Genomic DNA, 15,176 nt, shown 5'->3' on the forward strand with positions numbered 1-15,176 from the left:
CGCCTGACTCTCAGCCTCTCAGGCGGCCACTTCCCGCCAGATGCCGGCCGCTTCCTGAACAGGGCGGTCCGACATGGCGAACAGCACCGCGCCGCGGTCGGCTCTGTGGGCAACCGCCGTCCAGGACGGCGCCACGAATACGTCACCCGGCGCCCATTCCACCTCGCGCTCTCCAACTTGCGTGCGGCCTTCGCCTTCGACGACGCAAAAGACCGTCGCGTCGGTTCGCCGCACGGCATCTCCGGCAAAGTCTGTTGGCAGCAGGTGCATCCATGCGGCCATGGTGAGGGTGGGCCAGCCGCCGGTCGCCGGGTTGATATAGCGCAGGCGCACACCATGGGCGCGATGCACGTGCCCATGGAGATGGAGCCGATGCAACTTGCTGCGAACTTCCTCGTAGGGATAGCGAAACAGGGGATTGCGCTTCGCAACCGGCTCGCCGGAATCCACCATCACGCCTGGCCCGATACAAGCGAGGGAATCATCATAGGGCTTGGTCAGCGGCTGGACGTCCTCGGGATACTGCTGTGAAAAACCGGCGTCGAAGAACCGCACCAGAGGCACGTCCAGTCCATCGAGCCAGATCACCGCACCCGCACCATCGTTGCCATGGTCGTGGTAGGACCAAGACGGGGTGATGATGAAGTCGCCGCGATGCATGGGTGTGCGCTCGCCATCCACCGTGGTGTAGCCACCGGTTCCCTCCAGGATGAGTCTGACTGCGGTTGCCGTATGGCGATGACTCGGAGCGATCTCGCCCGGCAGGATCAGCTGGAGCCCGGCGTAGAGGGTTTGGGTGATGCACGATCGGCCGCGCAGGGCTGGGTTCTCGAGAACGAGCACCCGCCGCTCCGCCTCCTTCGCGCCGATCAGTCTTCCCGCTTCGAGGAGATGCGGCCGCGTGGTTTCCCAGCGCCAATGCGCCGGCACACAGGGCGACTTCGGCTCTTGCGGCAGCAGGCCCTTCAGGACTTCCCAGAGAGGCGCCATGTCGTGCTGATCGATCCGATCGTAGAACGCAAGCTGCTCCGCGCTCGCCTGGCTTCTGTTCACTCTGCACCCCCCACCACCTGAACCTGCAGCTCGCCCACGTGCTGGATGGAAGCGACGATCCGGTCTCCAGGAACGACGGGGCCCACGCCCTCCGGCGTGCCAGTGAAGAGCAGGTCACCGGGATGCAGGGTGTAGAAGCGTGTTGCAAAGGCGATCAGTTCCCGCACACCCAGGATCAGGTCGCTCGTGTTGGCCTGCTGGCGTGTCGCGCCGTTGACCGCCAGCGTAAGTTCGAGCGCCCCGGGATCAGCAATCTCGTCTGCCGTCACCAGCCAGGGGCCAAGGACGGTGTAGGTGTCAGGCGACTTGCGCATGCTGCGCTCCTCGGGACCTCGAATGGTCATGTCGAGTCCGACGCTGTACCCGGCCACAACCGACAACGCATCTTCGGCCTGGATGTTCTTGCAGTGCTTGCCGATGACCACGACCAGCTCCACCTCGTGGTCCGTTCTGCGCGCCGGCTGGCAATAGGCCACCGGATCGCCCATTCCGATCAGGGAGCTGTTCGCCTTCAGGAACAGGCCGGCCCGCTCGATATGGTTGATCTGGTTGTCGTGGTGCAGGTTGGGATCGCTCAGAACCTCCTGCAGGTGCCGCGTGTAGTTCACCGGAGCGGCGACGATTTTGCCCGGATTCGCCACCGGCGGATCGAATCGCACCGCGTCGATCTGCAGGCGCTCGGCGTCCGGCAGAAGTCGACTGATGACGGCGCGCACCTCGTCGAGGTGCTCCATCAGCACGTCGTGCCGAGGGAACGGATAGCCACAGCCGGGCAGCAGGTTCAGCGCCTCGCTGACGTCGCAGACCTGCCCGTTGTCGACGACGCCCAACCTGCCATTATTGAATCGGCAAATCTTCATGGTTCTCGCTGCAGAGCGGGTTTCCGTGCGGCCAGACGAACTGGCCGGCATCGGCGCTCACACAACGAGGAACGATAGGCGGCTGCACCCCATTCGTCCACTAAATGGGACTGATGCAGACCATAAGGGGATGAAATCCGGCGCTCACCGCGTCGTCCGCTGCCGACCGGTGCGTGCCTGCGCGTACATGTCGGCAAGCTGGTTGCGCAGCCACTTGTTGGCTGGGTCCTGGGCTTGGCGGGCGTGCCAGATCTGCTTGACCACGTACGAGGGCAGTTCGAACGGTAATTCGAGCATTCGAACACCGCCCCGCTGCTCCATGAGCGCTGCGGCCCGGCGCGGCAGTGTGCAGATGTGGTCGGTGGCGCCGATGACGGTGGACAGTCCCAGAAAACTCGGCAGCCACACGCTCACTCTGCGCCGGATTTTGAGCTTCTCGAGCGTTCGTTCGACGACGTGGTGGCCAGTCCCCGAGGTCGTGACCATCACATGAGACTCGGCCTGGTACTGGCGAAGGGTGAGCCGATCACCCACTCGCGGATGGTCTCGCCGCACGAGACACGCAAACCTTTCCTCGAACAGAACCTGCTGGAGCGTGCTGTCGCTCGCCTCGGAAACAAAGCCGACCGCCAGGTCGATATCGCCGGCTTCGAGTGTTTTGTGCACGTGCTTGTCGATCGTGCTGACCTCGACGCGAATGTTTGGAGCCACCTTCCCCAATCGATCCAACAGCGGTGGCAGCAGCACGATCTGGCCGACATCCGTCATGCTGATGCGAAAGATCCGGTCGGAGTCCGGCGCAACGAACTGCATTCGAAACGAACGCGCCGCCTGCAAAGCAACGATGCCCTGTCGGATGGTCGGCATCAGCTCTTCCAGCAGGGAAGTGCCTTGCATGCCACTCGTGGTGCGCACGAACAGAGCGTCATCGAACTGCCGGCGCAGACGCGTCAGCGCGAGGCTCGCGCCTGGCTGTGTCAAGCCCAGCTTGTCCGCCGCTGCAGAAAGGCTCCGAGCCTTGTAGATCTCGTCCAGCAACAGCAGGGAGCGTAGGTCTATGTTCTCCATGTTATGGGCCGCATCATTGGCATTTAATGGACAAATGTTCCAGGACCTTTTACCGTTCGCTCCCATGCAAGTCAAGGAACCGATGAGTAAACGCAAGGATGTGCTTCTCGTCGCTGGCGGCGGAATCGGCGGATGTGCCGTGGCGCTGACGCTGGCGCGATTGGGATACGAGGTGCAGTTGCTGGAGCAGGCGGAGGCGCTGCGCGAGATCGGCGCGGGAATTCAGCTGGGCCCGAACGCTTTTCGCATGTTCGACAGCCTGGGCATCTCGGATGAGGTGCGGGCGAAGCTGGCCTATCCCGGCAGCCTGGTGATGCGGGATGGCCTGAGCGGCGAGGAAGTGACCCGCATGTCGCTCGGCCAGCCATTTCTCGCCCGTTTTGGACAGCCCTATGCGCTGATTTATCGGGCAGATCTACATGCCATCCTGGTCCAGGCCTGCGAAGCGACGCCTTCCATCCACGTCCGCACCCGCGCGAGGGTGGTCGGCTTCGAGCAGGATCCGAACGGCGTCACGGCTCTCCTGGAGGATGGCACTCAGGAGCGTGGCTGTGCCTTGATCGGCTGTGACGGGCTGTGGTCGAAGGTGCGAGCGCAGCTGCTCGGCGACGGACCGCCGCGCATATCGGGGCACATCGCCTATCGCGCCGTGCTCCCGGTGTCCGAAGTGCCCGAAGAGCTCCGCTGGAACGACATGGTGCTGTGGGCAGGGCCTCGGAATCACCTTGTCCAGTACCCCTTGCGGGGAGGAGAGCTGTTCAACCTGGTCGCGGTGTTCCACAGCGACCGGTATGTCGAAGGCTGGGACGCCAAGGCGGACCCGCAGGAACTGCATAGCCGCTTTGCGCAGAACTGCGCTGCGGTCAGGACAATGCTCGGGAGGATCGAGACCTGGCGGATGTGGGTGCTCTGCGACCGCGACCCGGTGAAGAGCTGGAGCCGTGGCAGGGTGACCCTCCTCGGCGATGCGGCTCACCCCATGCTGCAATACATGGCGCAAGGTGCGTGCATGGCGCTGGAGGATGCCATCGCCCTGGCGCGCGAGGTGGAGATGTGCCCGGAAGCCTTGCCCGAGGCCTTTCTTGCTTACGAGCGGGGCCGCTATCTGCGCACCGGCCGTGTGCAATTGACCGCGCGGCTGTATGGAGAGGTCTATCACGCGCACGGCGTTGCACGTGAGCTGCGGAACCAGATGCTGTCGCAGAGGACCCAGGAGCAGGCCTATGAGAGCCTCGCCTGGCTTTACGATGATCGCTGAGCTTCCCTGTTGTTCCAGTGTTGAGGAACGCTTGTTGAGGCTTCATGCGCACGGTCCAGCAGGTGTCTGAATCGCCCCGGGTTTTCTAGACGGTGCGGCGAAAGCGGAGGGAGGTGCCGTCGACTATGCCGGCAACAGCCCAGCAATTGATCGATCGTTACCTTCTGCGCAGGAACAGGTAATAGCTTGCCCAAGCTCACTTCGCGGGCCTTGAGGTGGTGGATGTCTTCTCGAGGAATCCGCAGCCCGAGGCCCGAGGTCAGTCGCCCATAAGCGAGGCGATCCGTCACGGGCGTTGCACGAACTTCCGGCTGTTCTCCGATGCATGCGGCCAGGTACGCCATGAACAGGTTCGCCACCTCAGTGGGCACCAGCGTCCACTGTTCGGATTGGCGTGCCAGCCCGAGTTCAAGGAGCTGGTACTGCACATCACCCAGCTTATCCATATGAAGCGAGCTGCTCGGGCCTGAAAGCCATTCTTCTCGGCGCTCGGGAAGGCGTCGTGTCAGGATGGTCATGAAGCGTTCGGTGAACCCGTTGATGCGACGCACATGTTCCCCAGGGAACAGTTGCTCGACCAGCCCCGCCTGCACGAGGCCGTGCATGTAGTCACCGAGTTTTTCGGGCGCTTCGATATATTCGGCGGGAACAATGGAGCTAACCTTGTCCCAGTAGAGCAGTGTCTTGACGGTCCACACCCGATCAGGGATGGAGATGTATGGAAAGTAGAGTGCGTTGTCCTTCACCGACGGCTCCTCACTCGAAATATCCCGCCAGCAGAGAGATCACCTCGTCGGCAGATGGCGCTTTCGAGAAATCACTGAAAGTTCGCTGAAGTTCTTTGTTCATTGGCAAAGCGTACCTTGATGGCAAGGGGCCGTGCGTGTGAAGACAAACAGCCGAGCCGGACGAGTGAGTTCGGAACCAAGACCGCAACGGCAGGTGTGGCGCAGACCTTTCATAGAAGAGCAAGGTCGGTACTAGGGCTTGAGTGCATCCATATGTTCTTGAGCCAGTCCCATGCGTATGCGCTGCATGTGGCGCCATGGTGTCGTGAGCATTTCCCGGCCATCTGCGTCGAGCGTCGTTGCCCACTGAGCCATCTGGTCGGCAAACAGATGAACCTGGTTGGAGCGCCGGGCTGCTGCACTGAGGATGCCTTCTGGTGGTAAGAGCAAGCGTTCTAGACGAGGCAGGCGAGCGGCCATGCCGAGGCCGGCTGGGTCGAAGTCGAAGTAGGCCCAGACGGGCTCTGTTCTGGACTCGAGCAATCTTGTGGCTATGTCGGCTCGCAATACGTTGTCCCCTCGGAAGACCGCCAGGACGCTTTTCTCTTGGAAGTCGATCCAGCAGTTGCGCTCCAGAAAACGAAAGCTCTCGAGGTTTTCCACCACCAACAGCACGTCGGTGCGCACCGAGTTCGCTTGATCGAGCGTGACCACTTGGTAGCCGCTGCGGGCCACTGGAACCCTTTCCAGAAGACACTGTCCATGTGCCGTCTTGATGGCCACCGAGTCGAAGTGGGGAGAAAGAGTCCCACTCTTTTCGTTGCCCGGGTTGTTGTTGGCCGCATCACTGCGGCGCAAGGCCTGAACAGCCGAAGCCAAGGCGATGCCACGATTGATCAGTAGCTGACGGGCTCGATCGGTATCGATTTCGCCATAGAGGTACCGCGATCCAGCACGCTGGCCGAGGCCGTGCTGTGTGTGAAAGAAATCGGCTGCTTGAGTTGCCGCCTTTTCGGCAGCGACGCCAGAGGCCAGGTGGCGCAGGAACGTGATCTGATAGTGCGTGAAGTTCATACGCTGGTGCGGAGATCCAGGCGGGCCATCGCATCGGTGAAAAAGTCGTTGAACTCACTCGGAGCACGGGGCCTTATGTCCAGATCCACGACAAATCCGGCGGAGGATATCTGCGAATAGGCGTACAGAAGCCATTCTTCATCGGTGGTGTCGCTCTCCAATCCGTAGGCGGCGCTGTTGCGTTGCCGCCAACGTAGCAGCGAAAGATCGGCGTGCTCATCAAACGCGGCCTCGCTGGTGATGAAGTCAAGATAGGCATCGATGAGCTCATCGATCGGAGCGGACGGTGACTGCTCGATCACCTGTTGGGTAGAGACCACCACCGGTGGATCCAATGGAGTCTGCTTCGGGACCGGCGCGGCCAAGGGCAGACGTTTGGCTGCGGCGAGCATGCCCTGGGCTACGACCGGATCTGTGTCTGTGACATCGATGTTCCAGGTGCTGGTCAGTGAAACCGGTGCCGCCAGGCGATCGGCAACCTCTGCCGTGATGTCTACGTCAAAGCCATCACTCAAACGGTTCTTGGACAGCCAGAGCGCCACACGAGCCAGGTTTCTCTGCTGCGTCTCGAGCTGGCGAAGCGAGAACAGGTTCTTTGAAACCACGCGCTGAATGTCGGTGATGCGCGCGGCCCAGTCGCGCAGGCGAGAGAGGATGCGCACATTGAGCAGGCGGTGCACCTCCGAGAAGCCCTCTCCGATGGACTGCAGATCCATCTCCTGTGCCTTGGAGTCCAGGCTGCTGATTTGCTGGGCGAAGCGCTTGACCTCACCATAGTAGAACTGGTTCTCACGAATCTTGCCGCCCACCGAGTCCACGTCGCCGAAGTTGGTCGAAACCTTGGCGCTGAGCAGTTGCAGGTTTTGGTCCATGTAAAAACCGATTCGGGCGATCGCTTCTTCCAGCCTGCTCATGGCCCGGTCCGAATCGCGCAGGGACCCTTCCCGACGAAAGTCGCGAAGGCTGTCGAACTCCAGGCGCAACTGCCGTATCGGGCTGTCCAGACGTGTGAGTTGGCGAAACGCGCCGTAGCTGACCACGTAGTCGCCGATGAACTCACGCAGCAGGGGGTTGAGGTAATAGGTGTCTTCATCCACAGGCATCAGCGCGCGCATGCGGATCAGCGTCTCTACCCCTTTGTCGCGCTTCCCGCCGGTGGAGACGGGTCCGCGCATGGCATCTCCCACCAGTGCGCTGTGTTCGGACAGTGCCTTGAGCAGCTGCTGGATGTGATTGGGCGCATCACTCACGCTCTGCCTCCTGACCAATGTTGCGCAAAAGGTCCGACTGCTCTGTCGCTTGTTGCTGGCTTTCTTCGCCTTCGCCCAACTCCTCCAAGGGTGCCTCTGAGAGTTCGGGCACGTTCTCCACCAGATACTGAAGCACCTGATGAAGGTGATCGATCTTGCCGGTGATCTGATAGATCTCGCTGGCCTCATTGGAGACGATGAGGTATCCATCGGCCTTGAGTTTTTCAAGCATCCGGCGCAAGAGGTCGTGGTTGGACCAGCGCGAGTCGGCACCCGGAATGCGAAGTTCACGCAGCTGCGCAACGAGGGTCGAATCTTCATTGACCCTAAGCACGATCTCAGCGAGCTGTACGAATTCGCCCGGTACCCCCCGAAATCCCTCTTTGGCCAGCCGCACCAGGTTGAGCATCTGGGTAAGCAACCCATGGCTGTCCCGAAATCGGATCAGATCGGCCCTCACTTTGGACACGTCCTCGTTGCGGTGCACCTGAAGAGGGGCCACATAGAAGGCCCCGTCTTCGCCGAGTCGAGCTAGCCGTCGATCAAGACTGGCCAGCCAAGCATCAACCCGATCGGATTCGCCCAGGGAGGTGAGGTCCTCATATGCCTCTGGAAAGGCGAATTGGCAGATGAAGTTACCCGCCAGCAGTTCTTTCAGAGTCTCAGGCTTCATGGGCAGCTCCATCGGCGCGAGCCGCCATCTTGGCGCGTCCATTGGTTGGGGTGGACCCACTGCGGCTCGCCACTGGGGCAAAGAGGCCAATCACCCCTCGATCACGGAACACATAGCGGCGCTCAAAATGGCGAAATTCGGCGGGCGTGAGTTTGGGTGAGGCTGTGACCGGGTCGATGCGGTTCTCTCTCAGCGTGTCCATGAGTCCCTTGAAGTTTCCGGGATCGAATTTGCCAACCTCGTCTGAGATCCAAGGAATGTAGACGTCGGCCTTGCCCCGAACCATGTTGAGCATGCCCACGAGCAGGCTGATCAGGATGATCGCGTTGATACCGGTGGAGGAGATGTGCTCCAGATCGGCCTCACGACTGAAGTGGCGAGTCTCGCCGTTGATTGTCACGCTGCCCCGCAGCCCCACATGCGATGCCAGGTCAAGCTCCACAGTGGAGTCAGAGCGTAGAAGAGCCAGGAACTTGGTCAACGCGCCAGCCGTGCGGGCATCTGGCAGCTGTGCACTGTCGCTCACCCGGATGCTGGTTTCGTGATCGCGCGCCACGCGCTCGATCTCATCGACCTCTTTCATGAGTTCCAAGTCGGCGAAGTTGGAGACGATGGCCACCTTGAAATCTTCAATACGCTTGAAACGGGCGACGCTCAATCCCTTCTGAAGGTCCGCGTTGAAACGCTTCACCTCTGCCTCAAATCGTGTGATGATGCCGCGGAACTGACGCACTTGCTGCAGGATGACAGACGCCTCGTTGATCACATTGGGCAGGACTTGGCGACCCAGCTCCTTGTGCAGGGTGCACAGCTCTTCAGCCAAGCGGATCCGGCTGGTGCCGTCGGCCAAGGCGCTCAGGTTGGTCTGGACGAATTCGGAGACCGCGCTGGTAGTGCCGGTGAGCGCATCGCGAATGGGTGAGGCCCGTCTTGTCACCTGGTCGTAGCACTTCTCTACCCTTGACTGCGCGCGGCCTAGATCCCCCTTGAGATCGTCCACGCTCATGTCGGGCTCAGACTCGCGGGTGGTGACCTCTGACAGGCCGAGCGTCTTCAGCAGATCTACCAGCTCTTGGATTTCTTGATCCATGCGCCGGCCGATTCTCTCCAGACGCTCGATATCGGCAATGAATTCAGCCTGTTTGTCCTTGAAGGTCCGGTTGTGGCGACTGAGTTCATCCTGGGCTCGGGTGCTTTCAGTCTCGGCCATGCGTCGTCGCTCGACAAGGGTGGCCAAAATCTGGTCACCGCCCTCGCTCAGCCATGCGCGCCAGAGGTCAACTGTTGGCCGCCGCGACTCTGCATCAACGATTTCCTGGTAGAGCTTGTTCAAGCGCTCGGTGAGGGCTCTCAGGCGATCGGGGTCGACACCGGCGCTTCTGAGTTCGCCGTCCAACTCCGCCTGCAACCGGGTTGCGGATGCTTCGCCTCTCTGCTGGGCTGCAATGGCCGTTTGCTCGATCCTTGCAAGCTCTTCTCCCAGTTTTTGATCGTTTTCCCTCAGCGCTGCCTGCAATTCGGTGCGAAGCCGCGCGTTGGTGGCTTGTTGAGCGTTTTGAGCTGCCTTTAATTGGTTCTTGAGTTCCTGGAACGTTTGTTCGAGAGCATTCAGACGGGTTTGGCCTTCCACCTTCAAAGCCTTGATTTCCAGGTCGCAGGTCGATTGCGCGATTGTCAGTGCATGCTTGCGGGCCTCCAGCCGCGATGTCGCCGCACTTGACTCTGCCTCAGCGAGCCGGCTTGCGTCTGCGGTCTCCTGATCGGACTTGCCTGCGGTCGCCATGGCATCTTTCGCCGACTGGAGCTTGTCGAGTGCCGCGGCGACGTTGTTTTGTGCCTGGATCAGGGCGTCACGCATCAGTTGGTCATCAGTCCAAGCGGGGGCCTCAATGCCCAACGTGTTCAGGCGCCAACCGTATGCGGTGTCATTGACCTCATCCGTCAAGTGAACGGGGTCGAGATCGCTGCGCTGCAGCAGAGCTGGGTCCACGATCTTGGCCAGCGAGGACTTCCAGCCGTCGTCGGGGCTTGACCGAAGTGCGCTGAGTAGCGTGCCGTCGGCGGGTGTCAGCCTCGCCTGTGCCTCAAGTGCTTGTTGTTCACAATCGTTCACACGGGTCTGTGCTCTCGTCACTGCGCCTTCAGCATCCTGAAATGCTCGCGTGGCCGCCTGGCTCTTCAAAGCCGCGTTGCCAGCCAATCGCACCGCAGTCGTCTGCAGGTCCTGCGCAACCTGGACTGCATGCCTTGCCTCCTCGAGGGCTTCTTGTGCCGCTGCGCTGGCTTGCGCCGAACTGATCTGAGCCTTCAGTGTCGCTTTGGACTCGATCACCTCATCGAGCTTGGGTTGAATTTCATCGACTTGGCCATTGAGCTCATCTTCGGCCTCGCGAACACGCTGCTGGTGCACGTCGTTCAGGCGGGCGGCTTCAGTGGAGCTGCGCGTTCGCGCCTCCTCCTTACCTTCGCGGAGCTTGGCTGCTTCCGTGGTGGCCACCAGCCGGGCGTTATGAATCAGTTCCTTGTAGTTGGAGCTGATCTCGCTGGCTCGGCCGCTGAGGCTCTCAATCTGTACCTTCACGGCCGCGTGATCGTTTTGAAGTTGGGGGATCCGTTCAGCGGCCGCGCTCCAAGACTGAACCACGTTGAGCGAAAGAGATTCCCGGCGAGCCTCCTCGGCGGTGACTGCCGCTTTGGCCGCAAGCAGTGCTTTGCTCGCTTCCAGGGCCGACTCGCTCAAGGTCTGGTACAGAGTCTGTCCCGCAACCGCATGTTCGGTCTGAGCCGTTTGCGTTTTGGACAGCGACCTGCTGTTCGTGTGGCTCTGGTCTCGCCGCAATACCAGAGCTGGGGCGATGCGTTGGCGCGCGGCGCGAAGGTCGGTTTCTGCCTGGGTGTGTTCCTTGCCGGCTTCACGCAGCAGTTCGACATCCTTGGTCATTGAAAACGCCAGCTCCAGCGCTTGGCGGTCGCGCAACCAGCGCTGAATCTGTTCCTTGCTCTGACGAAGGGTCACACGCTGACGGCTGGGAGCATCCCCATGGGAGCTCAAGCGCTCTTGCACGATGGTGATGGCCAACCTGACAAAGTCCTTGAAGTCGACGCGCTCCTTGGCCACCGCAGCAATCAGCCGGTCCAGATTGGTCAGACGCGAGCCGAAGCCGTAGACGGTGCTGAGTACGCGCAGCTTTTTGGCATCTTGAGTCCGTGCCTCTGTGCCCAGTATCACGGCCCTGTAATCGGAGATGTCGAGCAGCTGTGAGACCTGTACTCCCATGGACTCGTATGCCTGTGCTGTCTGGCGGTCGTCGCAGAAGGTGAGTTCGCCGGCTTCGTTTGTGCGTGTGAACGCCTCCGCTCGAAAGTCGCCGTTGACCAAACGAAACACGGGGCGATGGTCGTTGTCCGTGCGGCGTAAGACGGCGCAGCGCACGTCATGAGCTTCGTCTTCTCCGCGCTGATACTCGAAGACGATTGCGCTCTGCGGCATAGGCAGAACGAACTTCAGCATAGGTTCGCGTCCTCCTACCGTCTCCGTGATTTGGCTCGGCAGGGTGCCAAAGAACAACGGGAAGAGTTCCAGTGTCGTGGTCTTGCCCACGGAGTTGTCCCCGGTGACGGCCGCGCCTCCTCGTGGATCTATTTCATTGATGCTGGCAGAGGTGGCCCGGCCACTGGTTCGGGTGTTGACCAGCAGCATGCGCCGTAGGCGTGATGTCACGTTGAGCCTCCGTTCAATGTTCTTGGAGGCATGTTAGCTGCAAGCTAAGACGGACAGCCCTTCTTCAAGATGACCGGGAGTTCACAGACTGGAGGTAAATCAACCGGCATCCCCAGTTCCCGGGGCTGTTCAATAGCACGGCAGTGCGTTCATTTTGGGGCATTCACCGCCAACTCACCGTCCTTTGCACGCTTCCCTCTCGGCGCTGCCGACGGGATTGTCACCTATCATTTTTAACAGGTTACAAATTTAGACCTACTCCCTAACATTTGAAAATCAAAAAAAATCAGAGGATGGATAAATGATGACGCGAGGCATCCTCGAGTGGTAAATGGCGCTTGCGCAGCAATCTCCCCTATTATCCATTCGCGATTACTCTCAGCTACTTGGCTGTTTGGTTTGGAGATTTTTATGGTGAGATCTTCTTAATCGATGGAATTTTATCAGTGAGATATTAAAGGTCGACGTGCCATTGGTGTCACGTGCTGCCGCAAAGTCAGGCCGGTATGGCAAGTTGTCATCACCATAAATCTGCCGCCGTCAACTGGAGATGGCGGGCAATTGCTACCAGCTAATATATTTCGGGAGTCCATCTTGCAAAAAACAGATCATCAGATCTTGGACAGCGCATTCACGCTCGGAGGGGCTTCATGTGAGCCATCATTTTTCGCACGCATGGACAGCATGTACGAGGGTGATGCGACTACCGTCTCGTCCGCTATTGATATCCGAGTTCATTTGTCGAGTGCAACAGAACTATCTGATGCGGTTACAACATGGAATGAGTGGGGTCATTTCCATCGTTCCCTTAACTATTCACACTGGAATCTAAAAGGGCCGGTCGAGCCTGCTGGAATCTATTTGCCCGCTTTGGGCATGCTCTTCCGTTTTCATGTGAATGATTCACGTCTCGATGTGTATACCGTACCGGGACGCTCCCAGCGCACCGCAGAACTTGTTTTCCACGCCGCGCGCAACCTCGCGTTGTGGCGTCGCGATGCGCGATTCTCTTGCATGCTCCATGCAAGTGCAGTGATCGTGCACGGCGCGGCTTGGCTTTTTCTTGGTAATAAAGGCGCAGGTAAGTCGACGTTATTTATCGATAGCGTACTACGTCATGGCGCGACGCCACTCTCCAATGACCGTGTGCTTTTAGACTCTTTCGACGGACGCACAATTTGGTCTTGGCCGAGCTATCTCTCGTATTGCGAAGGCACCATTTTGGATTATCCAGAACTGGGTCAAGTGTTCGACGCCGCCCTGGAAGGTGTAGAGCCGCCATCGGCGCGTCTGTATCGTCGGAGCTACGAACAGGCGCATAAACGCATCGTGCCACCTTTCCACTTTAATGAGGTACTCGGCCGGCACTATGCACGAAGCGCGCCCATAGCAGGCGTCGTATGTGCACAGCTTCAACCTGGCCATGCGGATGGCCTTACTGTGATTTCAACTCGACGTACGTCGCAAATGGCCATTTCTGAAATTGCAGATGCGGTGTTCAGCGGGGACGACCCCGACTTTCCAGCTTGGCATGGCGTACGAAGCTCCATCGATGCAAATGCGGTGGAGCCTGCTCTTGAATGGCTGGCTGAGGCAGACGTTCCACTGCTCAACATTGTTCTCGATCCTGTCCTAGGAAAGTCTGGGCTGGGAAAGCTTCTCGTGCAGTAAAAATCAAACCAAGGAGATATCCAGAATGTACCGTGAATTACCCGTCGACTTTAGTTTCACGACCGCAGAGCGCGAAGCATTGATTAAGCGCTTAGAGGGCATTCGCATCAGCCCGTACAAGGCGTATACGTCGTTTCGCCACGAGCTTCGGATGCTGGTCGCGAACGACCCGAACCTAATCCGGTTGCGCGACTTCATGGAAAGCCGCCGCCGCGGATCGGCCTACGAGAAGCCATTCGTATTCCTGGAGAACTGTCCCATAGACTCGGTACTGCCTGAGTTCTCAAATGAGAACCCCGTGGCAGAAAAACACCAATCGAAGAAAACATTCGTGGCTGAGGCGTTTCTTCAACTCTACGCTGAAGTGGCGGGTGAGCACCCAATCTCATACTTGAACGTGAACGATGGAGATGTGTTTCAAGACATCTTTCCAAAGGAAAACTTGAAGGCTACTCAGTCGCAAAAAGCGCTAGGACCGATCTTCTTCCACAAGGACCTCGCCAACCATTACGTGCGCCCGGACTTAGTCAATATCTTGGGCCTGCGCAGCAGCGAAGAAAACGAGATATTCACGACCTTCGTGTCAAGCCACGATATTCTGAAATCGCTTAGCGCTTCGACTCTTTCGGCTCTGCGTGAGCCCTGGTTTTATACACCTTACGACGATCTCACCGTGATGACCGGCAACGTCAAACTGGGCAAGGCACCTGACCATGCAGTCCTCACGCGCGACGTCGATTTCCGCTTCTTTGAGAACCGGACAGAAGGTCTGAACGACGCAGCTCGCCAAGCCGTGACAGAAGTAAAGGCTGCTCTTCACGCAAAAAAGCGCCGAGTTCTAATGCGGCCAGGCGACTTCGTATCAATTTCTAACAATCTGTCGTTGCACGGCAAGGAAATCGGTCGCATTCGTGACGAAGTGGCCCAGCGATTGCGCTGGAGTATCAAAACGGTGAATGTGTATTCGATTGCCCCACATTTGCCGCACGTCGTGCCTGGTTCAGACTACCTGATCAACGGCTAACGATGCACTCGCATAGCAAGGTAGGTCGCTGGTGCTTGGTGACAGGTGCCAGCACTGGCATCGGAAGGGCAGTGGCAGAGGAGTTGCTCTCGGAAGGGTTCTGTGTCGCTGGTGTCGCTCGAAGTGTCAAGGCCATGAATGATCTGGTTGCGAGCTGGCCACAAGCCTTCGTGGGCATAGAACACGATGTCGCCCGCCCCGGCTTGTCCTCGCGCCTGTATGAAATCGGTGTGCCATTGGACAGGGTCGAACTGGTAGTTCACAGCGCCGGTTGCGCTTGCCAGGGAATGCCGCTCACGAAGATGCGCGATCGTGATATCGAGGAGATCGTGGCTACCAATGTACTGGGCACTACATTTGTGGTGCGAGATCTTGCCACGGTGCTATTGCGTCGAGGCGCAGGCACGATTGTCGTACTCGGTTCTGTCGCCGGGCAAGATGCTGCACCACTTATGGCCGCGTACGCGGCAAGCAAGGCATATGTCCAGCAGTTGGTACGTTGTGTACGTTCAGATTTGCACGGATCGGCCGTGCGTGTTACCTGCATCCAACCTGGCACGACCCGTACCGGCCTACTCGATGGTCAGCCGGGGATGTCGGCCGACGAGAGATTCGCCGGCTTTACGCCACTAGAAGCCGCCGACATCGCCAAGACTGTTCGATGGATTCACCAACAGCCTTCGCACGTCAATGTGCAGGAAGTGTCGCTATTCCCGGTGGCGCAGAGCATGTATGTTCGAGGCGTTCATCGCCAGGGGTCCATGACTCCTGCACTCGACGCCGTTACCTAAAAGGA

12 protein-coding genes are annotated in these 15,176 nt (G+C 59.3%); 4 read left to right on the top strand and 8 right to left on the bottom strand.

Annotated features, from left to right (window positions below; translation table 11 throughout):
- Positions 1–18: 18 nt before the first annotated feature.
- From gtdA to J2W49_RS19910, 3 genes are all read right to left on the bottom strand, one after another.
- Positions 19–1,053, bottom strand: coding sequence for a gentisate 1,2-dioxygenase (gtdA, locus tag J2W49_RS19900; protein ID WP_310320382.1), 1,035 nt, complete (start codon positions 1,051–1,053; stop codon positions 19–21).
- Positions 1,050–1,883 (bottom strand): fumarylacetoacetate hydrolase family protein, encoded by an 834-nt coding sequence (locus tag J2W49_RS19905; protein WP_310320384.1) that lies wholly within the window; start codon positions 1,881–1,883, stop codon positions 1,050–1,052. Before J2W49_RS19905 ends, gtdA begins: the two co-directional genes overlap by 4 nt.
- Positions 1,884–2,057: 174 nt before the next feature.
- Entirely contained in the window at positions 2,058–3,047 is a 990-nt protein-coding gene (locus J2W49_RS19910; protein WP_310320430.1) for a LysR family transcriptional regulator, read from the bottom strand.
- Here J2W49_RS19910 and J2W49_RS19915 point away from each other — a divergent pair.
- Positions 3,046–4,239 carry a 3-hydroxybenzoate 6-monooxygenase gene (locus J2W49_RS19915; RefSeq protein WP_310320385.1) on the top strand — a complete coding sequence of 398 codons (1,194 nt, stop codon included), beginning with the start codon at positions 3,046–3,048 and terminating at the stop codon, positions 4,237–4,239. The genes J2W49_RS19910 and J2W49_RS19915 overlap by 2 nt on opposite strands.
- On the opposite strand, the gene J2W49_RS19920 is transcribed toward J2W49_RS19915, so the two are convergent.
- From J2W49_RS19920 to J2W49_RS19940, 5 genes are all read right to left on the bottom strand, one after another.
- Positions 4,224–4,985, bottom strand: a complete 762-nt coding sequence (locus J2W49_RS19920) for a hypothetical protein (protein ID WP_310320387.1) — start codon at positions 4,983–4,985, stop codon at positions 4,224–4,226. The genes J2W49_RS19915 and J2W49_RS19920 overlap by 16 nt on opposite strands.
- 234 nt (positions 4,986–5,219) lie before the next feature.
- Positions 5,220–6,041 (bottom strand): DUF7281 domain-containing protein, encoded by an 822-nt coding sequence (locus J2W49_RS19925; RefSeq protein WP_310320389.1) that lies wholly within the window; start codon positions 6,039–6,041, stop codon positions 5,220–5,222.
- The gene (locus J2W49_RS19930) at positions 6,038–7,228 is read right to left on the bottom strand and encodes a hypothetical protein (RefSeq protein ID WP_310320391.1); all 1,191 of its coding nucleotides are present in this window, start codon (positions 7,226–7,228) and stop codon (positions 6,038–6,040) included. Before J2W49_RS19930 ends, J2W49_RS19925 begins: the two co-directional genes overlap by 4 nt.
- 55 nt (positions 7,229–7,283) lie before the next feature.
- The gene (locus J2W49_RS19935) at positions 7,284–7,964 is read right to left on the bottom strand and encodes a hypothetical protein (protein WP_310320393.1); all 681 of its coding nucleotides are present in this window, start codon (positions 7,962–7,964) and stop codon (positions 7,284–7,286) included.
- On the bottom strand, positions 7,954–11,664 hold the full coding sequence (locus J2W49_RS19940) for an ATP-binding protein (protein WP_310320394.1): 3,711 nt from the start codon (positions 11,662–11,664) through the stop codon (positions 7,954–7,956). Before J2W49_RS19940 ends, J2W49_RS19935 begins: the two co-directional genes overlap by 11 nt.
- 615 nt (positions 11,665–12,279) lie before the next feature.
- On the opposite strand from J2W49_RS19940, the gene J2W49_RS19945 reads away from it, so the two are divergent.
- The 3 genes from J2W49_RS19945 to J2W49_RS19955 are packed head-to-tail and all read left to right on the top strand — an operon-like array spanning position 12,280 to position 15,171.
- Positions 12,280–13,356: a hypothetical protein gene (locus J2W49_RS19945; protein WP_310320395.1), complete on the top strand. Its 1,077-nt coding sequence runs from the start codon at positions 12,280–12,282 to the stop codon at positions 13,354–13,356.
- Positions 13,357–13,381: 25 nt separating this feature from the next.
- Complete coding sequence (locus J2W49_RS19950) at positions 13,382–14,380, top strand: Fe(II)-2OG oxygenase family protein (protein WP_310320396.1); 999 nt, start codon at positions 13,382–13,384, stop codon at positions 14,378–14,380.
- A gap of 2 nt (positions 14,381–14,382) precedes the next feature.
- Positions 14,383–15,171 (top strand): SDR family oxidoreductase, encoded by a 789-nt coding sequence (locus J2W49_RS19955; RefSeq protein ID WP_310320398.1) that lies wholly within the window; start codon positions 14,383–14,385, stop codon positions 15,169–15,171.
- The last annotated feature ends 5 nt before the right edge of the window (positions 15,172–15,176 follow it).

Source organism: Hydrogenophaga palleronii, from assembly GCF_031457455.1.
Classification (GTDB): domain Bacteria; phylum Pseudomonadota; class Gammaproteobacteria; order Burkholderiales; family Burkholderiaceae_C; genus Hydrogenophaga; species Hydrogenophaga palleronii_A.